General features: G+C 73.0%; 25 protein-coding genes. All 25 read left to right on the top strand.

Annotation, left to right across the window (positions count from 1 at the left end; genetic code table 11):
• The 25 genes from JG540_RS04365 (at position 1) to JG540_RS04485 (ending at position 25,104) form a co-directional block, all read left to right on the top strand.
• Positions 1-864, top strand: a complete 864-nt coding sequence (locus tag JG540_RS04365) for a TlyA family RNA methyltransferase (protein ID WP_200277556.1) — start codon at positions 1-3, stop codon at positions 862-864.
• On the top strand, positions 857-1,918 hold the full coding sequence (locus tag JG540_RS04370) for an NAD kinase (protein WP_200277564.1): 1,062 nt from the start codon (positions 857-859) through the stop codon (positions 1,916-1,918). Before JG540_RS04365 ends, JG540_RS04370 begins: the two co-directional genes overlap by 8 nt.
• Complete coding sequence (gene recN, locus JG540_RS04375; protein ID WP_200277566.1) at positions 1,915-3,693, top strand: DNA repair protein RecN; 1,779 nt, start codon at positions 1,915-1,917, stop codon at positions 3,691-3,693. Before JG540_RS04370 ends, recN begins: the two co-directional genes overlap by 4 nt.
• 2 nt (positions 3,694-3,695) lie before the next feature.
• The gene (gene steA, locus JG540_RS04380) at positions 3,696-4,898 is read left to right on the top strand and encodes a putative cytokinetic ring protein SteA (RefSeq protein ID WP_234042966.1); all 1,203 of its coding nucleotides are present in this window, start codon (positions 3,696-3,698) and stop codon (positions 4,896-4,898) included.
• Positions 4,899-4,941: 43 nt separating this feature from the next.
• Positions 4,942-5,952 carry a copper transporter gene (locus JG540_RS04385; RefSeq protein ID WP_200277568.1) on the top strand — a complete coding sequence of 337 codons (1,011 nt, stop codon included), beginning with the start codon at positions 4,942-4,944 and terminating at the stop codon, positions 5,950-5,952.
• A 5-nt stretch (positions 5,953-5,957) separates the two neighbouring features.
• Positions 5,958-6,854, top strand: a complete 897-nt coding sequence (locus JG540_RS04390; protein ID WP_200277570.1) for a hypothetical protein — start codon at positions 5,958-5,960, stop codon at positions 6,852-6,854.
• Positions 6,851-8,491 carry a murein biosynthesis integral membrane protein MurJ gene (murJ, locus tag JG540_RS04395; RefSeq protein ID WP_200277572.1) on the top strand — a complete coding sequence of 547 codons (1,641 nt, stop codon included), beginning with the start codon at positions 6,851-6,853 and terminating at the stop codon, positions 8,489-8,491. Before JG540_RS04390 ends, murJ begins: the two co-directional genes overlap by 4 nt.
• Positions 8,488-9,618, top strand: a complete 1,131-nt coding sequence (locus JG540_RS04400) for a glycosyltransferase family 4 protein (protein ID WP_200277574.1) — start codon at positions 8,488-8,490, stop codon at positions 9,616-9,618. Before murJ ends, JG540_RS04400 begins: the two co-directional genes overlap by 4 nt.
• 68 nt (positions 9,619-9,686) lie before the next feature.
• Complete coding sequence (locus JG540_RS04405; protein WP_200277576.1) at positions 9,687-10,355, top strand: NUDIX domain-containing protein; 669 nt, start codon at positions 9,687-9,689, stop codon at positions 10,353-10,355.
• A 183-nt stretch (positions 10,356-10,538) separates the two neighbouring features.
• A complete protein-coding gene (locus tag JG540_RS04410) occupies positions 10,539-11,273 on the top strand; it encodes a helix-turn-helix transcriptional regulator (protein WP_200277578.1) in 735 nt (244 codons plus the stop codon).
• Positions 11,273-12,709, top strand: coding sequence for a Fe-S cluster assembly protein SufB (gene sufB, locus JG540_RS04415; protein ID WP_200277580.1), 1,437 nt, complete (start codon positions 11,273-11,275; stop codon positions 12,707-12,709). Before JG540_RS04410 ends, sufB begins: the two co-directional genes overlap by 1 nt.
• 81 nt (positions 12,710-12,790) lie before the next feature.
• On the top strand, positions 12,791-14,056 hold the full coding sequence (gene sufD / locus JG540_RS04420; protein WP_200277582.1) for a Fe-S cluster assembly protein SufD: 1,266 nt from the start codon (positions 12,791-12,793) through the stop codon (positions 14,054-14,056).
• Positions 14,057-14,110: 54 nt separating this feature from the next.
• The gene (gene sufC, locus JG540_RS04425; RefSeq protein WP_200277584.1) at positions 14,111-14,860 is read left to right on the top strand and encodes a Fe-S cluster assembly ATPase SufC; all 750 of its coding nucleotides are present in this window, start codon (positions 14,111-14,113) and stop codon (positions 14,858-14,860) included.
• Positions 14,861-14,969: 109 nt separating this feature from the next.
• Positions 14,970-16,310 carry an aminotransferase class V-fold PLP-dependent enzyme gene (locus JG540_RS04430; RefSeq protein WP_234042907.1) on the top strand — a complete coding sequence of 447 codons (1,341 nt, stop codon included), beginning with the start codon at positions 14,970-14,972 and terminating at the stop codon, positions 16,308-16,310.
• A 1-nt stretch (position 16,311) separates the two neighbouring features.
• Complete coding sequence (sufU, locus tag JG540_RS04435; RefSeq protein WP_200277588.1) at positions 16,312-16,782, top strand: Fe-S cluster assembly sulfur transfer protein SufU; 471 nt, start codon at positions 16,312-16,314, stop codon at positions 16,780-16,782.
• A 96-nt stretch (positions 16,783-16,878) separates the two neighbouring features.
• Complete coding sequence (locus tag JG540_RS04440; RefSeq protein WP_200277590.1) at positions 16,879-17,277, top strand: metal-sulfur cluster assembly factor; 399 nt, start codon at positions 16,879-16,881, stop codon at positions 17,275-17,277.
• An 87-nt stretch (positions 17,278-17,364) separates the two neighbouring features.
• Positions 17,365-18,222: a MerR family transcriptional regulator gene (locus tag JG540_RS04445; RefSeq protein ID WP_200277592.1), complete on the top strand. Its 858-nt coding sequence runs from the start codon at positions 17,365-17,367 to the stop codon at positions 18,220-18,222.
• Between the two features lie 109 nt (positions 18,223-18,331).
• Entirely contained in the window at positions 18,332-18,865 is a 534-nt protein-coding gene (locus JG540_RS04450) for a flavodoxin family protein (RefSeq protein ID WP_234042909.1), read from the top strand.
• 249 nt (positions 18,866-19,114) lie between these two features.
• Positions 19,115-19,756 carry a CDP-alcohol phosphatidyltransferase family protein gene (locus tag JG540_RS04455; protein ID WP_200277593.1) on the top strand — a complete coding sequence of 214 codons (642 nt, stop codon included), beginning with the start codon at positions 19,115-19,117 and terminating at the stop codon, positions 19,754-19,756.
• 9 nt (positions 19,757-19,765) lie between these two features.
• A complete protein-coding gene (locus JG540_RS04460; protein WP_200277594.1) occupies positions 19,766-20,677 on the top strand; it encodes a phosphatidate cytidylyltransferase in 912 nt (303 codons plus the stop codon).
• A 17-nt stretch (positions 20,678-20,694) separates the two neighbouring features.
• The gene (locus JG540_RS04465; RefSeq protein ID WP_200277595.1) at positions 20,695-22,017 is read left to right on the top strand and encodes a lysophospholipid acyltransferase family protein; all 1,323 of its coding nucleotides are present in this window, start codon (positions 20,695-20,697) and stop codon (positions 22,015-22,017) included.
• 133 nt (positions 22,018-22,150) lie between these two features.
• A complete protein-coding gene (gene speD / locus JG540_RS04470; protein WP_200277596.1) occupies positions 22,151-22,495 on the top strand; it encodes an adenosylmethionine decarboxylase in 345 nt (114 codons plus the stop codon).
• A complete protein-coding gene (locus tag JG540_RS04475; RefSeq protein ID WP_200277597.1) occupies positions 22,492-23,253 on the top strand; it encodes a hypothetical protein in 762 nt (253 codons plus the stop codon). The genes speD and JG540_RS04475 overlap by 4 nt, the downstream gene beginning before the upstream one ends.
• 4 nt (positions 23,254-23,257) lie before the next feature.
• Positions 23,258-23,521, top strand: a complete 264-nt coding sequence (locus JG540_RS04480; RefSeq protein ID WP_234042910.1) for a DUF350 domain-containing protein — start codon at positions 23,258-23,260, stop codon at positions 23,519-23,521.
• Positions 23,522-23,574: 53 nt separating this feature from the next.
• Complete coding sequence (locus tag JG540_RS04485; protein ID WP_200277598.1) at positions 23,575-25,104, top strand: polyamine aminopropyltransferase; 1,530 nt, start codon at positions 23,575-23,577, stop codon at positions 25,102-25,104.
• Positions 25,105-25,107: the final 3 nt, after the last annotated feature.

The raw sequence follows: 25,107 nt of genomic DNA on the forward strand, positions 1-25,107 counted from the left end.
GTGGCCCGCCTGATCCGCCTGGACTCCGAGCTGGTGCGTCGCGGCCTGGCCCGCTCCCGCGCCCACGCCGCCGAGCTCATCAGCCAGGGACACGTCACCCTGGACGGGATGACCGCCACCAAGGCTGCCCGGCAGGTCAACCCCGCCCAGGCCATCGAGGTCATCACCCCCGCCGGGCAGGACTACGTCTCCCGGGGCGCGCACAAGCTGGCCGGGGCCCTGGACGCCCTGGAGGAGCGGGGCCTGGCCCCGCAGGTCACGGGTCGCCGCTGCCTGGACGCAGGGGCCTCCACCGGGGGCTTCACCGACGTGCTGCTGCGCCGGGGGGCCGCCCACGTGGTGGCCGTGGACGTCGGCTACGGCCAGCTGGCCTGGTCCCTGCAGTCAGACCCCCGTGTCACCGTCATGGACCGCACCAACGTGCGCACGCTGGACCCGGCGGCGGTAGCACCCGCCCCCGAGCTGGTGGTGGGCGACCTCTCCTTCATCTCCCTGGGGCTGGTGCTGCCTGCGCTGGTGGCTGCCGCCGCCCCGCAGGCCGACCTGCTGCTCATGGTCAAGCCGCAGTTCGAGGTGGGTAAGGAGCGGCTCGGCCACGGCGGGGTGGTGCGTGACCCCCGGCTGCACGAGGACTGCGTGCTGGCGGTAGCGGCCCAGGCCCACGCCCTGGGGCTGGGCATCGACGCCGTCACCGCCTCACCCCTGCCCGGCCCCGCCGGGAACGTCGAGTACTTCCTGTCCATGCACGCTGGCCAGGCCGGTGGGCCCACGGACCTTGACGGCGAGTCCCTGCGCGCAGAGGTGCGCCGCGCCGTCCAGGAGGGACCCGCTGGCTGCGGCCAGGGAAGGAGAGACCATGCCTGAGACGTCCCCGCTGCCGCTGGACCCGCCCGCCCAGGACCGGGGCGGCAGCGCAAGCTGTGGCCAGCAGCGCCCCGGCCCGGCCCGGCCCGGCCTAGGCGTCCGGCGCGTCCTGGTGGTAGGCCGGGAGGAAGGCGTGGAGGGGGAGGCGCCGCACGCCCGCGCCGCCACCCCCACCACCGCCACGGCTGAGCGGGTACGGCGGCTCCTGGCCGCCCAGAGGGTAGAGGCCATTGGCCTGGACGACCTGCCCCTGCAGGTGGACGAGACCGGGCAGACCCAGGTGCAGGCCGGGGCCGGGGCCGAGCCGATCGACTTCGTGCTGGTTATCGGCGGGGACGGCACGATCCTGCGGGCCCTGGAGATAGCCCGCCAGTACGACGTCCCCCTGATCGGCGTGAACACCGGGCACGTCGGCTTCCTGGCGGAGGCTGACCCGGAGGCCGTGGAGACCGTGGTGGAAAGGGTGGTAGCCGGGGACTACACCGTGGAGACCCGCATGGTCGTGGACGTCGAGGTGCAGCGCCCCGACGGCAGCCTGCAGCGCTCCTGGGCCCTGAACGAGGCCGCCTTGGAGAAGGCTGACCGGGCTCGGATGCTGGAGGTCGCTATCGGTGTGGACGGGCAGGCGGTGTCCTCCTTCGGCTGTGACGGCCTGGTCGTGTCCACCCCCACCGGCTCCACCGCCTACGCCTTCTCCGGCGGGGGCCCGATCGTGTGGCCGGACGTCTCCGCCATGCTGCTGGTGCCCATAGCCGCGCACGCCCTGTTCACCCGCCCCCTGGTGGTCGGCCCCGGCTCCTGCCTGGAGATCGTGGTGCAGCATGCGGGCCGCGACGGCGCGGAGGTCTGGTGCGACGGGCGCCGCCACCTGACGGTCCCGCCCGGATCCCGCCTGCGGGTGACCCCTGCCGTGCAGCCGGTGCGGCTGGCCCGGCTCAATGACGCGCCCTTCTCCCAGCGGCTCGTGGCCAAGCTCAAGCTGCCGGTTGAGGGCTGGCGCACCGGCGTGCCCGCCGTCAGCCCCAGCTGCTCCACGGCCGAGGCCCCGGCATGATCGAGTCACTGCAGATCAGAGACCTGGGGGTGATCGAGCAGGCCGAGCTGGTGTTCGGCCCCGGCCTGACCGCGCTGACCGGCGAGACCGGGGCCGGGAAGACCATGGTCCTGACCTCCCTGGGGCTGCTGCTGGGGCAGCGGGCGGAGACCTCGGTGGTCCGCAGCGGCGCCGCCGCCGCCCGGGTGGAAGGGGCCTGGCTGCTGGCCCCCGGGTCCCGGGCCGCTCAGCGGGCGGGCGACGCCGGGGCGGTGCTGGACGAGGACCTGCTGATCGCCCGGCGCACGGTGCCCGCCCAGGGGCGCTCCCGCGCCCACCTGGGCGGGGCCTCGGTGCCCTCGGCGGTGCTGGCCGACGTCGGCAGCTCACTGGTGTCCGTGCACGGGCAGGCTGACCAGCTGCGGCTGCGCTCAGCCGCCGCCCAGCGCGCCGCCCTGGACTCCCTGGGCGGGAGCCGCCACGCCGCCCTGTGCCGGGAGTACGCCAGCGCCTACCGGCGTCACCAGCAGGCCTCCCAGGCCCTGGCCGCCTGGGAGGCGGGCACCCAGCAGCGGGCCGAGGAGGCGGAGTCCCTGCGCCACTGGCTGGGGCAGCTGGAGGAGCTGGACCCGCAGCCGGGGGAGGACCACGCCCTGGTGGCTGAGGCCCAGCGCCTGGACTACGCTGAGGACCTGCGGCGGGCGGCCCTGGGGGCCCGCAACGCCCTGGTCGCCGACGAGGAGGCGGGAGCAGGCATGGAGGAGGCTGACGTCACCAGCCTGCTGGCCGCCGCCCTGCGGGCGCTGGAGCCCGTGACCGGTATCGACCCGGTCCTCCAAGGGCTCGCTACCCGCCTGCAGGAGCTCAGCTACCTGGCGGCGGACGCGGCCGCCGAGCTGGGCGACCACCTGGCCCGGGTGGACGCGGACCCGGCCCGCCTGTCTGCCGTCCAGGACCGGCGCGCCCGGCTGGCCCGTGCCTGCCAGGAGACCGGCGGGGCCACCACCGTGCTGGCGGACGTTGACGCCCTGCTGGCCTGGGGCGCCCAGGCCGCTGCCCGCCTGGCGGAGATCGACGGGCCTGAAGGAACCCAGGCGGACCTGGAGGAGGAGCTGCAGGCGTCCCAGGCACAGCTCACCCAGCTTGCCCAGCAGCTCAGCGCGGCGCGCCGCCAGCTGGCCGACACCCTGCAGCAGCGGGTCACCGACGAGCTGACTGGCTTGGAGATGAAAGGCTCCCAGCTGGTGGTCGAGCTCAGCCCGCTGGAGGAGCCCGGCCCCACCGGGGCCGAGGGCGTGGGGCTGCTGCTGGTCTCCCACCCGGGCGCCCCCGCCCTGCCCCTGGGCAAAGGGGCCTCCGGGGGAGAGCTGTCCCGGGTGATGCTGGCCCTGGAGGTGGTGCTGGCCGGAGCCCGTGGTGCCGCCGCCGCAGCCGGGCGGGACCACGCCCGCACCCTGGTCTTTGACGAGATCGACGCCGGCGTAGGCGGTCGGGCCGCCCGCGAGATCGGCCGCCGTCTGGCCCGCCTGGCCCGCAGCCACCAGGTCATCGTGGTCACCCACCTGGCCCAGGTCGCCGCCTGGGCCGACACCCACCTGGTGGTGCGCAAGGAGGAGGTACTGGCAGGCCGGGGCCAGCAGGTGGTGGGGGCCCGCACCCAGGTGCACGCCGTAACGGGCCAGGAGCGGGAGCGCGAGCTCGCCCGCATGCTCTCCGGGCACGAGGACTCCCAGGCCGCCAGACGACATGCCGCTGAGCTCTTGGCCGAAGCTAGCATGGCACAATCCCAGGCGTGAGGATCTCTTTACGCCGCCGCCCAGACACCGCTGAGACAGGGCCGCTCACTGGCCCGGTGCGGGTGGACGCGCGCACCAAGCGGCTGACCAAGCGTCTGCGCCCCGGGGACATCGCCGTCATTGACCACAGCGACCTGGACCGGGTGGCCGCGGAGGCTCTGGTGGAGCGCCAGCCGCTGGCCGTCCTCAACGCGGCCCCCTCCGTGTCCGGCCGCTACCCCAACCTGGGGCCGGGCATCCTGGTGGAGGCGGGCATCCCCCTGCTGGACGACCTGGGCCCGGACGTGATGCGCCTCAAGGACGGTCAGGAGGTGCAGGTACGCGGTGCGGAGGTGCGCTCGGCTGACGGCACCCGGCTGCTGGCCGAGGGCGAGCTCCAGGACCACGACAGCGTGGAGCGGCTCATGGAGGAGGCCCGCAAGGGCCTGGCCACCCAGCTGGAGGCCTTCACCACCAACACCATGGAGTACATGCGTGCCGAGCGCGACCTGCTGCTCAACGGCGTCGGGATGCCGCAGATAAGGACCCAGATGGCGGGGCGGCACGTGCTGGTGGTGGTGCGCGGCTACTCCTACAAGGAGGACCTCAAGGTCCTAAGGCCCTACATCCGCGACTACAAGCCCGTGCTGATCGGGGTGGACGGCGGCGCGGACGCCCTGCTGGAGCTGGGCGCCAAGCCGGACATGATCGTGGGGGACATGGACTCCGTCTCCGACAAGGCCCTGGCCTGCGGCGCTGAGATCGTGGTGCACGCCTACCGGGACGGGCGGGCACCGGGCCGGGAGCGGGTGGAGGCCCTGGGGGTGGAGCACCTGGTCTTCTCCGCCACCGGCACCAGCGAGGACATCGCCATGCTGATGGCGGACGAGGCGGGCGCCCGGCTGATCGTGGCCGTGGGCACCCACGTGACCCTCCTGGAGTTCCTGGACAAGGGGCGCGCTGGTATGAGCTCCACCTTCCTGACCCGCCTGAAGGTCGGCTCCAAGCTCGTGGACGCCAAAGGCGTTTCCCACCTGTACAAGACCCGCATCTCCAGCTGGCAGCTGGCGCTGCTGGCGCTCTCCGGCCTGGTGGCGCTGTGGGTGGCGCTAGCCTCCACCCCGGCGGGACAGACCTTCCTGGGTCTGTCCGGGGCTGTGTGGGACGACCTGGTCAACTTCCTGCGGGGCCTGGTGGGCCTGGCCCCCGCACCGCCCTCGGTCTGAGCGGTACCCTCCCGAGCCCAGCAAGCAGCAAGGAACCCATCTCATGATCGACTTCCGTTACCACCTGGTCTCCCTCATCTCCGTGTTCCTGGCCCTCGCCGTGGGGGTGGTGCTGGGGGCCGGGCCCTTGCAGAACTCCCTGGGGACGGCGCTCAACGACCAGGTCACCCAGCTGCGCCAGGACCGCCAGGCCATGCAGACCCGCCTGGAGACCATTGACCAGGCCGTCAACGAACGGGACTCCTACATAGCGCAGGCCGCGGCCGCCATGCTGCCGGGCACCCTGAGCGGGCAGAAGGTGGCCCTGGTCCGTCTGCCGGAGGTTGACGACCAGGACGTCGACTCGCTGAGCAAGCAGCTGGGCGACGCCGGGGCCGAGGTCGTGGGGCAGGTGGCCCTGACGACGGCCTGGACCGACCCGGGTAAGGACTCCTACCGCTCCACCTACGCCGGGCAGCTCGCCGCCTACCTGCCGGGGCTGTCCTTGAGCAGCGGCAACTCCGTGCTGGGGGCGGCCCTGGGCAAGGCCCTGACCAGCCAGGGGGAGGAGGCGAGCACCCTTATGGACCTGCTCACCGCCACCAAGGAGCCGCTGGTCACGGTGGAGACCCAGCCCGCTTCCCCGGCCACCATGGTGGTGGTGCTGGGGCCACGGGCGCAGGAGCAGCCTGTGGCCCCGACGGCCCCGGCCACCCCTGGCAACGACCCCGGACAGTGGGTGCTGGCGGTGCACGGCCTGTCCACCAAGGCGCCCGCCGTGGTCCTGGGGGAGGCGGCCACCCCCACGGGCCTGGTCAGCCTGCTGCGCAAGGAGCAGACGCCGGTGAGCACTGTGGACTCCGTGGGGCAGGTCTCCGCCTCCGTGTCCACGGCGCTGGCCCTGGCGGCCGTGTCCCGTGGCAGCGTGCAGCACTACGGCTTCGACAAGGGAGCGGACTCGGTGATGCCGGAGGTGCCGCCGGTGCCTGTCCCGCTTGTCCCCGCCGTGCCTGCCTCTCCCGGTGAGGACCCTGGCGCCGGCACCCAGCCCGCAGACGCCCAGACCGAGGGCTGAGCCAGATGACCAGGTACCTGCGCCCAGCCGTGGAGGTGGCTGCCGCGTCTGCGGCCTGCAGCTGGCTGGGAGCCACCTCCTTGACGGGAGCCAGCAGCCTGCTTAGACATAACTTCCACGACCGGGAGGTCAGCCTGCGTGGCGGCGTGGGCGCGGGCCTGGGTGCCCTGGCCGCCAGCCTGGCGGCGGGCCGGGCCCTGCGCCGTCAGCAGAAGCCGGGCGGGCCCGCGGCAGCCGCAGCCACCGCCGTCCTGTGCGCCACCGCCGCCGGACTGGTGGACGACCTGGACGCGGGCAGCCATGACGGGCAGGCTCCCGCCAAGGGGCTGCACGGGCACCTGGGCGCCCTGGCGTGCGGGCAGGTGACCACCGGGGTCCTCAAGATCGTAGTGATCGGTGGGGGCGCCCTGGTGGCGGGCAGCGCGCTGGCCCTGCAGGCCGCCAGCCACAGTGGGCCGGGCCGGAACCGGCTGCCGCTCCTGGTCGACGCCGCCGGCCGGACCACCCTGATCGCGTCCTGGGCCAACCTGGCCAACCTGCTGGACCTGCGTCCGGGGCGGGCGCTCAAGGCCTGTGGCCTGGTCGCCCTGGGGGTGGCCGCCGCGGGCGGTGCAGGTGCGGCTCCCTCCCGGCTGCTGTCCACCGGGGTGCTGGCCGTGGCCGCCGTCAGCCTGCCAGGGGACCTGGCGGAGCGCACCATGCTCGGTGACACCGGCGCGAACGCGCTGGGAGCCCTGCTGGGGGCCAGCCTGGCCGCCCACCCCTGCCCGGCGCTGCGGGCCACCGCCTGCGCCACCGGGGTGGGGCTGGTGCTGGCCAGCGAGAAGGTCTCCTTCAGCCAGGTGATAGCCACCAACCGCTGGCTGTCCGCCCTGGACCAGCTGGGCCGCCTGCCAGCATGAGCGGAAGGCGGGGTCGGCTGCACCGGCTGGTGGTGCCGGGTGGCTCGGCCGCGGGGGCGGTGGCCGGACTGACCCTGGTCTCCCGCCTCCTGGGCTTCCTGCGCTGGGTGGTGCAGGCCACCACGGTGGGGGCGGGGACCGTGGCCGGGGCCTACGCCACCGCCAACCAGGTCCCCAACGTCCTCTACGAGGTGGTGGTGGGTGGGGCCCTGGCCGCCACCGTGGTGCCCCTGCTGGCCTCCTCCGCCCGGGGGGCCGACGTCGAGCGCAGCGGCCGTCTGGCCTCCGGGCTGCTGGGCGCCGTGCTGCTGGTGCTGGTCCCGGCGTCCGCCCTGCTGGCCGTGGCGGCGGAGCCCTTGGCCAGCCTCCTGCCGGTCTCGGCAGGCACCGACCCGGGGCTGCAGCGCCAGCTGGTGGCCTCCTTCCTGCGGATGTTTGCGGTCCAGGTACCTCTGTACGGGCTAGGGGTGGTGCTTAGCGGGGTGCTGCAGGCTCACGGCTCCTTCACCTGGCCCGCCCTGGCCCCGGTGCTCTCCAGCCTGGTGGTGATGGTGACCTACGGCTGCTACGCCCTGCTGCGGGATACGGAGCCGCAGACGGCGTTGCTGGTGCTCGGTTGGGGGACGACCGCCGGGGTGGCGGCCCTGAGCCTGCCCCTGCTCCTGCCGGTGCGGCGCCTGGGGGTACGGCTGCGGCCCGCACTGGGGCTGCCTCGCCCGGAGCGCCGCCGGGCGCTGCGCCTGGCGGGGGCCGGCACCTGGAGCCTGCTGGCGCAGCAGGCCAGCGTGCTGGTGGTACTGGCCCTGGCCCGCGCAGGCGGGGAGGCCGGGACGGTGGCGGTCTACCAGTACACCCAGGCGGTCTTCCTGCTGCCTTACGCGGTGCTGGCGGTGCCGGTGGCCACGGTCCTCTACCCCCGGGTGGCGGCGGCCTGCGCCGGGGGCGGCCACCGGGCACAGGCCGAGGCCGCCGCGCTGGCGGCGCGCTCGACCGCCCTGGTGACGGTGGTGGCCTGCGCCGGGGCCGGCCTGCTGGTGGCTGCCGCCCCAGGTGCGGAGGCCTTCTTCACCCGGCTCACACAGGTGGCGGGCATGGAGCGGGCCCTGGTGGCCCTGGCCCCGGCGGTGCTGGGCATGAGCCTGCTCTACCAGGTGAGCCGGGTGCTGCTGGCGGCGGACCGTTCCCGTTCTGCAGCCCTGGCCACCAGCCTGGGCTGGCTGGTGGTCAGTCTGGCCACGGTGCTGGCGGTGCACCGGCTGGCCCCCGGGGGCGGGCAGGGAGCAGCCACCCTCCTGGCCCTGTCCCTGGGGCAGAGCGCCGGGATGCTGGTGGCGGCCGCGGCGCTGCTCGCGCTCCTGGGCAGCTACACCGGCGCCCGGGCGCTGCGGCCGGTAGGGCGCTGCCTGCTGGTGTGCGTGCCTGTGGCGGCTGGCAGCGGCCTGCTGCTGCGGCTGCTGGCCCTGCAGGCGGGGGGCGGCTGGGGGCAGGTCCTGCTCTCGGCGGCAGGGGCCCTGCTGGCCGCCGCCCTGGTGCTGGGGGCCGGGCACCTGACCCAGCCGGGGCTGCTGGCGGTGCTGGCCCCTGGGGGAGGACCCCGTGAGGGCCAGTCGGTCCAGAAGACAGGAGAAGAAGCATGAGCGAGGCACAGGAACGGGAGCCGCAGGACGCGCCCGCAGGCGGGCGCCGTCGGGTGCTGGAGGTATCCGGCTCCGCCGCCGGCGGGGTGCGCGCCCACCTGGGGCAGTGCGCCCGGCTGCTGGCCCAGGCGGGGCACGACGTCATCGTGGAGGCCCCCGCCCGGCTGCTGGAGGGCCTGGACCTGGGGGGCGCCCGCGCCGAGGCCCTGGAGCTGGGGGACCGGCCCGGCCCCGGCGACCTGCTGGTGCTGGCCCGCCTCCACCGCCTGGGGCGGGAGGCAGCCGTGGTCCACGCCCACGGCCTGCGGGCAGGCGCGGCGGCGGCCCTGGCGCTGGGACGCAGGCGCGCGGGCCGGGCCCGGTTGGTGGTCACGCTCCACAACCTGCCCGTGGGGGGCCGCCTGACCAGGTGGGTCGGGGAGCGCCTGCACGCCGTAGTGTGCACCCACGCCGACCTGGTGCTGGCCGTGAGCCCCGACCTGGCTGAGCGGGCCCGGCAGGCGGGCTGCCCCCAGGTGGAGCTGGCGGTGGTGCCCTCCCCGCAGCGGTCCCCCGGCCCGGACCCCGATGCCGCTGCGACCCCCTGGCCCCAGGGGGTCGGCAGGTTGCTGACGGTGGCCCGCCTGGCTCCGCAGAAGGGGCTGGACCTGTTGCTGGACACGGCGGCGCTGCTGTCGCAGGAGGTGGCGGCCCGGCGTCTGCCGCCCCTGCTGTGGTTGGTGGCCGGGGAGGGGCCTGGCAGGCAGGGGGCTCAGGAGCGCATCCAGGCCGAGGGGCTGCCGGTGCGGCTGCTAGGACGCCGCGAGGACACCGACACCCTCATGCGCCAGGCTGATCTGGTGGTGCAGACCAGCCTGTGGGAGGGGCAGCCGCTGACTGTCCAGGAGGCGCTGCGGGCCGGGGCCGCCGTGCTGGCCACCGACGTCGGCGGCACCGCCTACACCGCCCGGGGGGCGGCGCTGCTGGCCCCGCCACAGGCCCCAGAGCTGGCTGAGCGGGCCAGCGGCCTGCTGCGCGACCCGCAGGCCCTAGACACCCTGCGGCAGCGGGCCCAGCAGGCGGCAGCCGGACTGCCGGGGGAGGAGCAGCTGCGCCAGCAGCTGGTGACGGCCCTGTCCCTGGGCTGACAGGCTGCTCGTCCCTTAGGGTTCAGGCAGGGTGGGGAGGGGCCCCGCCTAGAGAGGCGGCGTGCTTGATGGGTGAGTTGCGTGACCAGCAGGACCTCAGCCGGGAGGTCACCGGCACCGAGCGGGTCTGGAGCGGCCCGGTCTTCGCCGTCGACGCCGACCTGGTGCGCCTGGACCCCCGCTCCCAGCCAGTGGCCCGCCAGGTGGTGGCGCACGACAACGCGGTGGCCGTGGTGGCCCTGCGTGAGGGAGCCGGGTCCTCGCAGCCCGGGGGCGCCCCTGAGGTGCTGATGATCCGCCAGTACCGCCACCCCGTGCGTGCCTGCCTGTGGGAGGTTCCGGCGGGCCTGCAGGACGTGGTGGGGGAGCCCGCGGTGGAGGCCGCGCGCCGGGAGCTGGCGGAGGAGACCGACCTGGGAGCCCGCCGGTGGGACGTGCTGGTGGACGTGTACGCCTCGCCCGGCTTCTGCACGGAGGCCGTGCGCGTGTTCCTGGCCCGGGAGGTCTACGAGCTGCCCCTGGATCAGCGGGTCGTCCGGGAGGCGGAGGAGGCTGAGCTCGTGCCTACCTGGGTGCCGCTGGAGCAGGCCGTGCAGGCGGCCCTGGCCGGACAGCTGCACAACTGCTCCACGGTAGCGGGGATCCTGGCCGCGGAGAGGTGCCGCAGCCGTGGGTGGGAAGGGCTGCGGGAGGCGGACTCGCCGTGGCTCACCTCACCTGTAGCCTTCAGGAACTAAGTGTAGGCTAACCTAGATAAGTGCCTTGAATATATGTGTTGCGTGCGCTACAACACGCGCCGCTAGGCGACTTGGGGCTGCGCGCCACTAATACGGCACGGCAATCTTCGCTAAAGTGACCTCTGTGTGACCGGCCTGCTGTGCCCGCAGGCGGCACCTGGCCCAGCGAGGGAAGGGGGAGCAGTGACGAGTGCTGCCGACGAGGCCTCTACCCGCGCCAGGGTGCTGGAGCTCATTGTCGAGAAGGGGCCCGTCTCTGCTGCCCAGCTTGCCAAGGTCCTCTCCCTGACCCCGGCTGCCGTGCGCCGTCACATCACGGCGCTGGAGGGCGGCGGTGAGATCCAGGTCCACCAGAGCGCCGCTGGCGGCAAGCGTGGCCGCGGCCGCCCGGCCCGGCACTACGTGGCCACCTCCGCGGCCCGTACCAACCTGGGGGAGGGGTACTCCGAGCTCGCCAACCGGGCCCTGGCCTACCTGTCCCAGGTGGCGGGGGAGAAGGCCGTGGACTCCTTCGCCGCCGCGCGGGGCCGGGACCTGGAGCGCCGCTACACCGCCATCGTGGAGGCCGCCGGGCCGCACCCGGCGGACCGGGCCCGGGCCCTGGCTGACGCCCTGAGCCTGGACGGCTACGCCGCCACCATCCGTGACGTCGGCGACGGGACCTTCGCTATCCAGCTCTGCCAGGGGCACTGTCCGGTGCGGGAGGTCGCGGGCCAGTTCCACGAGCTCTGCGACGCCGAGACCGGGGCCTTCTCCCGGCTGCTGGGCGTCCCCGTGCAGCGCCTGGCCACCCTGGCCGGAGGGGAGCACGTCTGCACCACCCACGTACCTATCGCCATGCCCCGGCTGCGCAAGCGTGCTGCCAGGGTCGTGGCCGAGAACAGGGCCGCCCGGGCCCCCAGAACGGAAGGAAACTGATGACCTCACCCACGACAGAGGCCGCGCGCAGCGACGACGAGATCATCGAGTCGATCTCGGCCACCTACGACTTCGGCTGGCACGACTCTGACGAGGCCGGCTCCAAGGCCAGGCGCGGACTGGACGAGAGCGTCGTCAGGGAGATCTCCGCCATCAAGGGTGAGCCCGAGTGGATGCTCGCCAAGCGGCTCAAGGCCTACGAGATCTTCGAGCGCAAGCCCATGCCCAGCTGGGGCGTGGACCTCTCCCAGCTCGACATGGACGCCGTCAAGTACTACGTGCGGGCCACCGACCGGCCCGCCAGCTCCTGGGACGACCTGCCGGAGGACATCAAGGCCACCTACGACCGGATCGGTATCCCCGAGGCCGAGCGGGAGCGCCTGGTGGCCGGGGTCGCTGCCCAGTACGAGTCCGAGGTGGTCTACCACCAGATCCGGGAGGACCTGGCGGAGCAGGGCGTCATCTTCCTGGACACCGACACCGCGCTCAAGGAGCAGCCCGAGCTCATGCGCGAGTACTTCGGCTCCGTGGTGCCCGCCGGGGACAACAAGTTCGCGGCCCTCAACACCGCCGTCTGGTCCGGAGGCTCCTTCATCTACGTCCCCAAGGGCGTGCACGTGGAGATCCCGCTGCAGGCCTACTTCCGCATCAACACGGAGAACATGGGGCAGTTCGAGCGCACCCTGATCATCGCCGACGAGGGCTCCTACGTGCACTACGTCGAGGGCTGCACCGCCCCCATCTACTCCTCCGACTCCCTGCACTCGGCCATCGTGGAGATCGTCATCAAGAAGAACGCCCGCGTCCGTTACACCACGATCCAGAACTGGTCCAACAACGTCTACAACCTGGTCACCCAGCGCGCCACCTGCGAGGAGGGCGCCACGATGGAGTGGATCGACGGGAACATCGGCTCCAAGCGCAACATGAAGTACCCGGCGGTCTTCCTCATGGGCCCCCACGCCCGTGGGGAGGCGCTGTCGATCGCCTTCGCCGGGGCCGGGCAGCACCAGGACACCGGCGCCAAGATGGTCCACATGGCGCCCCACACCTCCAGCCACATCGTCTCCAAGTCGATCGCCCGCCACGGGGGCCGCTCCGGCTACCGGGGTCTGGTGCAGGTCATGAAGAATGCCCGCCACTCCAAGTCCAACGTGCTGTGCGACGCGCTGCTGGTGGACGAGATCTCCCGCTCCGACACCTACCCCTACGTGGACGTGCGCACCGACGACGTGGAGATGGGCCACGAGGCCACCGTCTCCAAGGTAAGCGCCGACCAGCTCTTCTACCTCATGCAGCGGGGGCTCACCGAGACCGAGGCCATGGCCACCATCGTGCGCGGCTTCGTGGAGCCGATCGCCCGCGAGCTGCCCATGGAGTACGCCCTGGAGCTCAACCGCCTGATCGAGCTGCAGATGGAGAACTCCGTCGGCTGAGCCCTGCGCCGCCGCCCGCCCGGGCCCGCGCAACTAGACCACCTACCCAACCAGAGCCGGAGACCCGGCACAGGAGCACCCATGCCTGAACTCAAGACCGACCACTCGGAGGCGGCGCTCAGCGGCGCCCACTCCCACGGCCAGCGCGCCTACGTCTCCTCCCGCGCCGACCGTCCCACCTCCTTCGACCCCCAGGACATCCCCGTGCCCGGTGGCCGCGAGGAGGAGTGGCGCTTCACGCCCATGCGGCGCTTCGCCCCCCTGTTCAACCTGGAGGCCGTGCAGGCCGCCACCGCCCAGGGCGGCGCCCTGACGCTGAGCGCCTCCCCCGTGGCCGGAGCCACCGTACGTACCTGCCCCCGTGACGACCAGCAGGTGGGCACGGTCGGGGCCCCCGGGGACCGCACCGGCGTCGTCGCCTGGGCCGCCTGCCAGGAGGCCACCGTAATCACCCTGGAGCCTGGTGCCCAGCTGGCGCAGGCCCTGCGGGTAGGCGTAACCGGCGGTGACAGCCTCACGGAAGGCACCTGGTCGGCCCCCACCGCCCAGCACCTGCTGGTGCGCGCCGAGAAGGGCTCCAAGGGCACCGTGCTGCTGGAGCACCGTGGCACCGCGGCCCTGACCCAGACCGTGGAGGTCGTCGTCGCGGAGGGCGCTGAGCTGACCCTGGTCACGGTCCAGGACTGGCAGGCCCCTTCCGTGCACGCCTCCAACCACCGGGTGCGGGTGGAGGGCCGCGGCAGCCTCAAGCACGTGGTGGTCTCCCTGGGCGGGGACGTGCGCATCTGCTCCGACTTCGGCTACTCCGGGGAGGGCGGGCGCGTGGACTCCTACGGCGTCTACTTCACCGACGCCGGGCAGCACCAGGAGCACCGCCCCTATGTGGCCCACACCGAGCCGCACTGCTACTCCCGCGTCACCTACAAGGGGGCGCTGCAGGGCGACGGCGCCCACGCCGTCTGGGTAGGGGACTGCCTGATCGGCGCTGCCGCCCGCGGCACCGACACCTACGAGCTCAACCGCAACCTGGTGCTGACCGAGGGGGCCAAGGCCGACTCGGTGCCCAACCTGGAGATCGAGAACGGCAACATCGAGGGGGCCGGGCACGCCAGCGCCACCGGCCGCTTCGACGACTCCCAGCTGTTCTACCTGCGCTCCCGCGGCATCACCGAGACGGAGGCCCGCCGCCTGGTGGTGCTGGGCTTCTTCAACGAGATCGTCGCCGAGATCGGGGTGGCCGAGGTCGAGGAGACCCTCATGGCGGCCATCGAGCGCGAGCTGGCCCTGACCGGCCTGGTCTCCGCCCGCACCGAGCCGCAGACCGGCAGCGAGCAGCCCCAGGCCTGAGCCGACCCGGGCCCCTTACAGACACACACAGAGCAAGACGCGGAAAGAAACCCAATGAGCACTCTTGAGATCAAGAACCTTCACGTAGAGGTCGCCACCAACGACGGCCCCAAGCCCATCCTCAAGGGCGTGGACCTGACCATCGCCTCCGGCGAGGTCCACGCCGTCATGGGCCCCAACGGCTCCGGCAAGTCCACCCTGGCCTACTCGATCGCCGGTCACCCCGACTACGAGGTCACCGAGGGCGAGGTCCTGCTGGACGGCGTCAACCTGCTGGAGATGAGCGTGGACGAGCGCGCCCGTGCGGGACTGTTCCTGGCCATGCAGTACCCCGTGGAGGTCCCGGGCGTGTCCGTGGCCAACTTCCTGCGCACCGCCAAGACCGCCATCGACGGCCAGGCCCCCAAGGTCCGCCAGTGGGTGGGGGAGGTCAACTCCGCCATGGAGAGGCTGCGCATGGCCCCCGAGTTCAACCAGCGCGACGTCAACACCGGCTTCTCCGGCGGCGAGAAGAAGCGCTTCGAGATCCTGCAGATGGAGCTGCTCAAGCCCCGTTTCGCGGTGCTTGACGAGACCGACTCCGGCCTGGACGTGGACGCCCTGCGCATCGTCTCCGAGGGCGTCAACCGCCTGCACGCGGAGACCGACGCCGGCTTCCTGCTCATCACCCACTACACGCGCATCCTGCGCTACATCAGGCCCAGCCACGTGCACGTGTTCGTGGACGGGCGCGTGGCCGAGCAGGGCGGCCCGGACCTGGCCGAGCGCCTGGAGGAGGAGGGCTACGACCGCTTCCTGGCCTGAGCCCGCGGCGGGCGGGTGGCCCACGACCCCGCCCGCCCGGCCCAGGCGGCCCGCCCCGGGCCGTGACCGTACAAGGACCAGCGGACCGCAGGACAGCAGGAGGATGAGGATGAGCCCGCGCAGCAACGCCCAGCCGCTCAGTGAGGCCGAGGTGCAGGACCTGCGCGCCGACTTCCCCTACCTGCAGCGGCCAGCCCGCGACGGCAGCCAGGTCACCTACCTGGACTGGGCGGCCACCGCCCAGAAGCCCGCCAGCGTGATAGCTGCGGAGGAGACCTTCTACCGCCTGCACTACGGTGCCGCCGGACGCTCCACCTACCAGCTCGCTGACGACTCCACCCAGGCCCTGGAGGACGCTCGCGACGCCGTCGCCGCCTTCGTGGGGGCGCGTGCCGAGAACCTGGTGCTCACCAAGAACGCCACCGAGGCCCTGAACCTGGTGGCCCTGGCCGTCGGCCACGCCAGCCTGGGGCGCCCCGCCAGCCACGGGGGCGCCAGCCGTTCGGCCGGGGACCGCACGGACCCGGCCGAGCGCCTGCGTCTGGCCCCCGGGGACGAGATCGTGGTCACCCGGGCCGAGCACCACGCCAACCTGGTGCCCTGGCAGGAGCTGGCGGCCCGCACCGGTGCCCGCCTGCGCTGGCTGGACCTGACCCCGGACGGACGCCTGGACCCCGGCACCGCCACGGTCATCACGGAGCGCTGCCGGGTGCTGGCCCTGACCCACGCCTCCAACGTCACCGGGGCCGTCACCCCCCTGGAGGCCTTCCTGCCCCGCGCCCGGGAGGCGGGCGCCCTGGTGGTGCTGGACACCTGCCAGTCCAGCGCGCACATGCCCCTGGACTTCCAGGCCCTAAGCCTGGCCGGGGTGGACGCCCTGGTGCTGTCGGCCCACAAGATGTGCGGGCCCAGCGGCATCGGCGCCCTGGTGGCCACCACCGCGCTGCTGGAGGCCATGCCGCCGGTGCTTACCGGTGGCTCCATGATCGAGGTGGTAACCATGGAGTCCTCCACCTACATGAGCGGCCCGGCCCGCTTCGAGGCCGGGACCCAGGCCCTGGCGCAGGCCGTGGCCTGGCACGCCGCCGTCGACTGGCTCACCGGGGTGGGGCTGGAGCGGCTGCAGGCCACTGAGCACCTGCTGCTGGGGCGGCTCCTGGACGGGATGGCCCAGGTTCCCGGCCTGCGCCTGCTGGGCCCGGCGGAGACCACCGACCGCCTGGGCGTGGCGGCCTTCACCATTGACGGCGTGCACCCTCACGACGTAGGACAGGTGCTTGACGCCGCCGGGGTGGCGGTACGCACCGGCCACCACTGCGCCCAGCCCCTGCACCGGTACTTCGGGGTCCACGCCTCCTCCCGGGTGTCCTTCGGGCCCTGCACCACCACCGTGGAGGTGGAGCGCTTCCTGGAGGCGGTCTCAGGCGTGCGCGACTACTTCAGGAGATGAGATGAACGACCTCGACCAGCTCTACCAGCAGGTGATCCTGGACCACTCCCGGGAGCGGCACGGCGAGGGCCTGCCTGACTCCCCCCAGGGATCCAGCCACCAGGTCAACCCCACCTGCGGGGACGAGGTCGACCTGGCCGTGCAGGTGCAGGACGGCAGGCTGGTGGCCGTGGGCTGGCAGGGGCAGGGCTGCTCCATCTCCCAGGCCTCCGTCTCCGTGATGCACGACCTGGTCGACGGCGCCGACCTGGCCACCATCGCCCGTCTGGAGCGGGACTTCCACACCCTCATGCACTCGCGCGGACGCGGGGTGGAGGACAGGGTCCTGGACGAGCTGGAGGACGCCGCCGCCTTTGAGGGCGTGTCAAAGTACCCGAACCGGGTCAAGTGCGCCCTGCTGGGCTGGATGGCCCTGAAGGACGCCCTGGCCAAGGCAGGGATCGCCCTGCCCCCGGCCCAGGAACAGGACTGACGGCCTGGGGCGTAAGACCCCGGTACCGCACCCGGCAGGCGCTAACCTGGGCCTGCCGCCGTGCCACTGCCTGACCGCACCGACACAAGGAGAAGCATGAGCCAGAACCCGCAGCCGCCCGCCGAGGGGGAGGCCGTCAACCCTATGGCCGCCCAGCACCTGCCCGCCACCGGGGCCGCCGCCACCGCCGTCGACGTCGCCGAGGTGGAGGAGGCCCTGCGGGACGTGATCGACCCTGAGCTCGGCATCAACGTGGTGGACCTGGGCCTGCTGTACGGCGTCAACATCGAGCCCGACGGCGCCATCGTGCTGGACATGACCCTGACCACCGCCGCCTGCCCGCTGACCGACGTGATCGAGGAGCAGGCCCAGCAGGCGCTGGCCGCCTTCTCCCACGACGTGCGGGTCCAGTGGGTCTGGCTGCCGCCGTGGGGCCCGGACAAGATCACCCCGGAGGGCCGCGAGCAGCTGCGGGCCCTGGGCTTCAACGTCTGAGCCTGCCGCGTGCTGCGGTCCCGTCCGCCGCAGCCACCGTCCCGCCACCTGCCGCTCCACGCGCCCGGTTGTGCCACACTGCGGGCTGTGCGTGCCTCCGAGATCGCGGCGCTGACCGGGACGACCGTCCGCACCGTCCGCTACTACCACTCCCTGGGGCTGCTGCCTGTGCCTGCGGAGCGGGGAGGGTGGCGCGACTACGAGCTGGCGCACGTCGCCCGCCTCTCACGTATCCGCTGGCTGGTGCGTGCCGGGCTGCCCCTGAGCGCGGTGGCCCGCGTCCTGGACGGGGCGAGCGCTCCCGCCAGCCAGGTAACCCCTGACCAGTCCCAGGTGGCTGCACGCCGCAGCCAGCTGGACGACGACGCGCCGCCGCCGGGAGCAGCCACTGTTGTAGCGGACCTGACCGCTGCCCTGGGGGCGGCCGAGGAGCACCTGGCTGAGGTCACCGCCCAGCGGGACAGGCTGCGCGCGCTGCTGGCCCGGGCCGAGCAGGGCTGTACGGTCTCGCCCATGCCCACCACCATGGCGGCCTTCTTCGACCGCCTGGAGCAGGCGGCCACCGACGAGCGGACGCGGGCGGCGGTGCGCCGCGAGCGCGACGTCGTCGACCTGGCCTGCTACCGCGGGCAGATCCCCCCGGAGGCGGAGGCCCTTTTCGGTGACCTTGACGAGCAGGACCTGCAGGAGGTCCTGAGGGCCTACGGCAGCCAGCCCCAGGAGCTGACCGACGAGCAGGTCAGGGCCCAGGCGCGGAGCAACGTGGCGCGCCTGGAGAAGCAGCTGGGGGCCAGGCGGCTGACCGAGCTGGCCCGTAGTGTCGACGAGGAGGCCGTGCGCTCCTTCTTCCGGCTGACTGATGTGCTGCAGCCTTTCGACGCACGCCTGGCCCGGGCTATGGAGGCCGCGCTGCTGGACGCGATCAGGCGCTGGCGGTCGGCCTGAGCACTCGGCGCGTGGAGGCGTCCCGGTCGGTCCCGTTCCGCCCTCGGGGCGGCGGGCCGTGGCGCACCTGGCTTGCGTGTGACGCCACGTCACACCGGAGCATCGAGGTATGAGCACGGGGGAGAAGGAGGTCACGGAGATGACGAAGGCACAGATGACAGCACTGGTGATCGTCGAGTCCTGCTTCGGGGGCACTCGCGCCCTGGCTGAGCAGGTCGCCGCCGGGCTGCAGCAGGAGGGGGCGGCCGTGGCGCTGGAGGACAGCGATGAGGCCCCCACCAGCCTGCCCCCGGGGCTGCAGCTGCTGGTCCTGGGCGCCCCCACCCACAACCGGGGCCTGTCCACGCCCGCATCCCGCCAGCAGGCGGTGAGCAGGGGCGGTCGGGCCGTCCAGCGTGGCATCCGTGAGTGGCTGGAGGCGGTGACGCTTCCCTCGGGGACGCCGGTCGTCGCCTTCGACACCATCTCTGGGCGCAGCTGGTTCGCTGGCTCAGCGGCCCAGCGGGTGGCTAAGGCCCTGTCCCGCAAGGGCGCTGGTCCTGCCGCCGCCACCCGCAGCTTCCTGGTCAGCCCCCAGGGGCCTGCCAGCGGTCAGGCCCAGGAGGCCCGTGCCTGGGGGCGGCAGCTGGCGACGGGCACCTAGACGGGTGCGTTCGGGCTGGGCGCGGGGCGCGCAGGAGGCCTGCGGCGGGACCGGCCCACTGACCCCCAGGACCGGCTGGCGGCTGCGGGCCGCCTCCCAGGCCACCCCTTCCACCCCCCTTGACCGCCGTGCCCTCCACCCCCGGGACCGGCAGTGGCGGCCGTCTTGCGGCCTTGCGGTACCGCGGATGGTCAGCACTGCCCCCCTGAATCTGAGTCTGTGCTTACGGGCCGTTGCTAGCGTGGTCCTATGCGCTCGCTCTATGGCTTGAAGCACTGGTACACGCGCCGTCTCGGCTTCCTGGTGCAGGCCTCCGTGCGCCGTGGGATCAGCCCGGACCTGTGGACGGTCGTCGGGGTGGCCGCCGGGGCGCTGGGGGCCGGGGCCGTGGCCCTGGGCTGGTGGCCCGCCGCCTTCGTCCTGCTGGCTGCCCGCCTGGGCGGGGCGAACCTCGACGGCGCCGTGGCCCGCGCCCGGGGCGTCTCCCGCCCCTTCGGCTTCGTGCTCAACGAGCTCGGTGACCGCCTCTCGGACCTGCTGATGATGGCGGGCCTGGTGTGCCTGGCCTGGCGCTCCGGCCCCGCCGGTTCCCCGGTGCTGCTGCTGGTGGCTACGGTGGCCGCCACCCTGCCCACCTTCGTGTCCCTCAGCGCCGCCGGGGCCGGGGCCCCGCGCCTGAACGGCGGGCCGGTGGGCAAGACCGAGCGCTGCCTGCTGGCCGTGTTGGCCGCGGCCCAGCCCGCCTGGCTGCTGGTGATCGGCTGGGTGATTATCGTCGGCTCCCTGCTGACCGCCACCGTGCGCCTGCTGCGCACCCGGGCGGCCCTGGCCGCCCCGGGCGGCGCCAGCCCTCAGGCCACCCCGGCCGGGACCGCCCCCGCAGCCCGCTGAGGAGAGACCGTGACTGCCGTTGTGCCTGCCGGACTGCTGGACTGGCTGCTCTCCGGGCAGCGGGACTGGACCCTGCGCCTGCCCGTGCTGGACCTGGTGCTGACCGGGCGGGCGGTGTTCCTGGCGGCGGTGGCCCTGGCCGTGCTGCTCCTGGCGGGCATCGGCGTGGCCGCCTCCGGCAGCACCGAGCTGCGACGGCGCTGGACCACCTGGGCGGTCATCATCCCCGCCGTCGGCATACCCATCTGGGTAGGCAGGGGCACGACGGCGGTGCTGGCGGCCCTGCTGGCGCTGCAGGCGGTGCGGGAGCTGGCGGCCATGGTCCGCCTGCCGCGGCCCGAGACCCTGCTGCTCTACCTCCTGGCGGTGGCCTACCCGCTGGCTGCCTGGCTGCGGCCTGGCCTGCTGTCCCTGGCCCCCGTGCTGGTGCTGGTCTGCGCCCTGCCAGCCGTTCTGGCCGGGGACGTGGCCGACGGCCTGCGGCGGGCCAGCCTGACCGGCTTCGCCTCGGTGTGGATCGCCTGGTCCCTGTCGCACCTGGTGGTGCTGTGGCAGGACGCCTTCCTGATCGCCTTCGCCGCCTCCGCCGCGGACGTGGCGGCCTGGTGCGGCGGCACCGGCCTGCGCCGTTTCTCCTGGGCCCGGCGGCCGCTGTCCCCCCTGTCCCCGAACAAGACCGTAGGGGGCCTGGTGGGGGCGGTTGTCGGCGGGATGGCGGTGCTGCTGCTGCTCGGGCACCTGAGCCCCGGCTACGCCGTCGCGGTGGCCTTGGGCGGGGTGCTGGGCGACCTGCTGGAGTCGCTGGTCAAGCGCACTAGCGGGGTCAAGGACGCAGGCAGCTGGCTGCCGGGCTTCGGGGGGCTGCTGGACCGTATCGACTCACTGCTGCTCGTACTGCCCCTAGCCGCTGTGCTGGGCTGAGAAACATAGGAGACCAGATGGGTGACAGGACCGTGGACACTGAGGCCGGACCGGCGGCGCAGGCAGGCCCTGCACCAGGGGGACTGGTCGGCACCCTCAGCAGCGAGCTGGGCCGGGCAGGGCGGGCGCTGCGCTCGGTGGTGCGCACGCCCGCCAAGGTGACCTGGCGGGCGGTGGCCCGCCAGTGGATCTGGTCCGCCGTGATCTGGCCCTTCGGCGGGGTGCGCGTGGAGGGGGAGTTCGACGACGCCGGGCCCTACGTGGTGGTGGCCAACCACGGCTCGCACGCGGACACGATCGCCATGATGAGCGCCTCGCCCACCATCATGCGGGTGGTGACGGTGGCCGCCCAGGACTACTGGTTCACCCGCCGCTCGCGCCGCCTGGTGGCCCGGGGCCTACTAGGTGCCTACCCGGTGCGCCGCGACGGCGAGGGGGCCTACGAGGAGCTGCGCGGGGAGCTGGCCAACCGGGTGGCCGAGTCCATGAGCGTGCTGATCTTCCCTGAGGGCACCCGCAGCCGCGACGGGCAGCTGGGCCGCTTCCACACGGGCGCGGCCCGCCTGGCCCGGGACTTCGGGATCCCGGTGCTGCCGGTGGCCCTGGTGGGCAGCCGGGAGCTTCTGCCCAAGAAAGGCAGCCTGCCCCGCTACTCGCCGGTGGAGGTACGGGTGGGCGAGCCGATCGCCCCGGACGCCGACGTGGAGGCAGTGACCCAGGCGGCCCAGGCGCAGGTACAGGCCCTGCTGGACCGGCCCCGCCGTCCCTTCCCGGTCTCGGACGTGCACACCGTGGCCGCCCAGGCCCTGGCGGGCTGGCGCGGCGACGCCGTCATGTTCACCTGGGGCCTGGCGGAGGCGCTGTCCTTCCCGGTGATGGCGGAGATGAGCCAGGTCTGGCTGGGGGTGACCCAGCCGCGCCTGCTGTGGCGGCGTGGGGCGGCCGTGGTGGCGGGCTCTGTCACCGGGGTGGCACTGGGGCACCTGCTGGCAGCCGGCGGGGTGCGGCTGCCCGCCCCCTGGACCACCCCCGCCATGCGCCAGGCGGTCAGCCGCTACCTGGCGGACGGGCCGCGCGGCTACTGGCAGCAGGCCCTGACCGGCGTCCCCGTCAAGCTCTTTGCTGCCGAGTCGGGTCGGCGCGGGCTGCCGCTGGGCCCGGTGCTGGCCCACGCGGCGGGGGAGCGGGCCGCCCGCATGGCCGCCTCCACCGCCGTCCTGGTGGTGGCGGAAAAGCCCCTGGGGAACCTGGTACGCCAGCACTTCGGGGCCTACCTGGTGGGCAGCGGGCTGCTGTTCGGGGTGCTGCTGCGCCAGGTCGTGCGCCACTGGGAGCGTTGAGGTGCTGGACCAGGGCGGGCTGGCGCTGGACCGGAGGGCAGGCAGCCACCGCCCGCCGGGGCCCCGGCCCGGGCCTGCGGAGGCAGGCCGAGGGCCTACCGGGGCTTCTACGCGGCGCTGTTATGCTCTGGCCGTGAGCAACTTGTCTGTCAGTACCCTGGTGCTCCACCTGGAGCAGGCAGACCCCGCCTCCCTGGACGACGCCGAGCTGGTTGAGCGTCTGCTCCTGGAGATCGCGCAGGCGGTAGGGCTGCACGTGGTGGCCAGCACGAGCCACCGTTTCACGCCGCAGGGTCTCAGCGCCGTGCTGCTGCTCGCGGAGTCCCACGTGGCGGTGCACACCTGGCCGGAGGAGGCTGGCGCCTACCTGACCCTGACCACCTGCGGCCCGCTCGGGGCAGAGGCGGTCAGCACGGTCGAGAGCCTGGTGACGGCGGCCCTGGGCGGCCGGGTGCGCACGGAGCAGGTGCGTCTGTGAGCGGGGTCAAGGCCAAGCTGCAGGTCGGCAGCGTCGTCGAGGGCGAGCAAGGCCCCCTGCACGTGCGCGGCTACCTCCTGTTCAAGGAGTGGGACCAGGAGGACGAACGCTTCTACATGTGGGAGGAGTGGCAGCTCCAGGGGGCCGCAGGCAACGAGCTGTGGCTGGAGCTCGACCACTACAGCGGTGACGTCGTCCTCTACGAGCCGTTGCCGCTAGCACCCGGACTTAACCCGGCCATCATGGCCCCCGGCCGGGTCTTTGAGCTCAGCTCACCCACCGGGCCGGTCTCGCTCAAGGTGAAGTCCATGAGCCAGGGGGTCCTGGTGGAGTCACAGGGGCAGACCACCTGCAGCCTGCGTCCAGGCGAGACCATGGGCTACGCCGAGGTGAAGGTGCGCACCGCTGACGGCAAGAGCTTCAAGGCCACGGTTGACAGCCACCGCCTGGCCGACACGGTGGTCTACCGCAGGCGGCGGCTGGGCGCGGCGGAGCAGAAGGCGCTGCTGGGCCAGGTCATCCGCCGTCCCCGGTCCGGGAGGCTCAAGGTGAACCGTACGGGCTTCATCATCGTGCTGGTTCTCTTTCTTACGCTGCATGTGGTGCCTGCGCTGCTGCGGAGGCTCTTCTCCGGGCCGAGGAGGCCCCCCTCAGGCTCCAGCACCAGCTCCGGCACTGGCAGCGGCAGCGGCAGCGGAGGAACGAGCTACCGCCCGCGTCCGGTCTACGGCGGTGGCGGCCGAGGAGTAGGAAAGTAAGGCTGTGAAGGGAGCCGAGCTGATGCTGAACATGGTTATGTCTGCTAGCGCAGGCGGAGGACTGGACGCCACCACCATCCTGGCGACGGTGGTCTACGCCGTGCTGGGCATGGTGCTGCTGCTGGTCTTCGCGGTGCTGGCCTCGGTGCTGCTGCGCCTGGACCTGCGCCGCGAGCTGGTGGAGGAGAACAACCCGGGCCTGGGCACCGCCTTCGCCGGGGTGGCGGTGGCCATCGCCATCATTATCGCCGCCACGATTGTCGGCTGAGGACGTGCCGTACGCGGTCCCCCTGGCACACCGGGTGCCGGGGGTGAGGGCCTGTGCCTAGGGCCCAGATCTCCAAGCGGCGGGAGAACGCGGCCCTGTTCACGGCCGCCCTGCTGGCAGCGGTAGGCGGCCTGGTCTACGAGCTGGTCCTGGGCACGGCCGCCTCCTACCTGGTGGGAGACTCCGTGCTGAGCTTCTCCCTGGCCACCGGCATCACCCTGTTCGGCATGGGCCTGGGTTCCTTGCTGGCGCCGCGCCTGCGGTGGGAGCCCGCAACGGCCTTCGCCGTCAACGAGATCCTGCTGGGCCTGCTCGGCGGAAACTGCGTGCTGCTGCTCTACGTGGCCTACGCCCGCCCGCAGTCCTACTGGCTGGTGTTCGGGGCGGTCAGCCTGGTGATAGGGGTGCTGATCGGGCTGGAGATCCCCCTGCTGCTGCGCACCTTCGACCAGCTGGGCCGCCCTTCCAGCGTGAGGCTCCTCAGCCAGGTGCTGGCTCTGGACTACTTTGGCGCGCTGGTGGCCGCGCTGGTCTTCCCCCTGGTGCTGCTGCCGGAACTGGGTCTGGTACGCGGCACCTACCTGGTGGGGGCGGTAAACGTCGTCGTGGCCCTGGTGGTGCTGGCGCAGGTGCGGGCCCGACGTCGGGTGCTGGTGGCTGCGGCGCTGGCGGCGGCCCTGCTGGTGGGACTGTTCACCGGGGCCTCCCAGCTGGAGCGGCAGGTCGGCTCCATGGCCTACCAGGACCCGGTGATCCACTACCAGCAGAGCGCCTACCAGCAGATCGTGCTGACCCGCTACCACCAGGACCTGCGCCTGTACCTCAACGGCCAGCTCCAGTTCTCCAGCCTGGACGAGGCCCGCTACCACGAGACCCTGGCCGGTGCGGCCCTGTCCTCCGTGGCCCGTCCCCGGGACGTGCTGGTCCTCGGCGGCGGGGACGGCCTGCTGGCGCGCGAGCTGCTGCGCTGGCCGGAGGTGGAGACGGTGACCGTGGTGGACATAGACCCGGCGGTCACCCAGCTGGCCCGCTCCAGCCCGCCGGTGCGTGAGCTCAACGGGGGCTCCCTGGACGACCCCCGGGTGCAGGTGCGCAACGAGGACGCCTTCACCATGACGGCGCAGGGCGCGCAGGCCTACGACGTGGTGCTGATCGACCTGGTGGACCCCTCCAACGAGCGCCTGGCCAAGCTCTACTCGGTGGAGATGTACCAGCAGGTGGACCGTCTGCTGCGGCCCGGGGGAGTGCTGGTCACCCAGGCGACCTCCTCCTTCTTCTCCCCCAACGCCTTCGCGGTGGTCGCCTCCAGCGTGGCCGCCGCCATGCCCGACGCCTCCGTCCTGCCCTTCACGGTGAACGTGCCCTCCTTCGGTGAGTGGGGCTTCGTGCTGGCCACCCGGGACCGGGGGCAGGTGCTCAGCCACAGCCTGCCGCAGGGGCAGCGCTACCAGACCCTGGAGCGGCTGCGCCTGGAGATGCTGGACAGGCCCCCGGTGCTGCCGCCGGCCGAGCCCTCGACCCTGCTGCGTCCCCGGGTGGTGCAGGTCTACAACGAGGACATGCGCCAGTGGCGCTACTACTGAGCG

The sequence above is a fragment of the Actinomyces weissii genome (assembly GCF_016598775.1).
GTDB classification, from domain to species: Bacteria; Actinomycetota; Actinomycetes; order Actinomycetales; family Actinomycetaceae; genus Actinomyces; species Actinomyces weissii.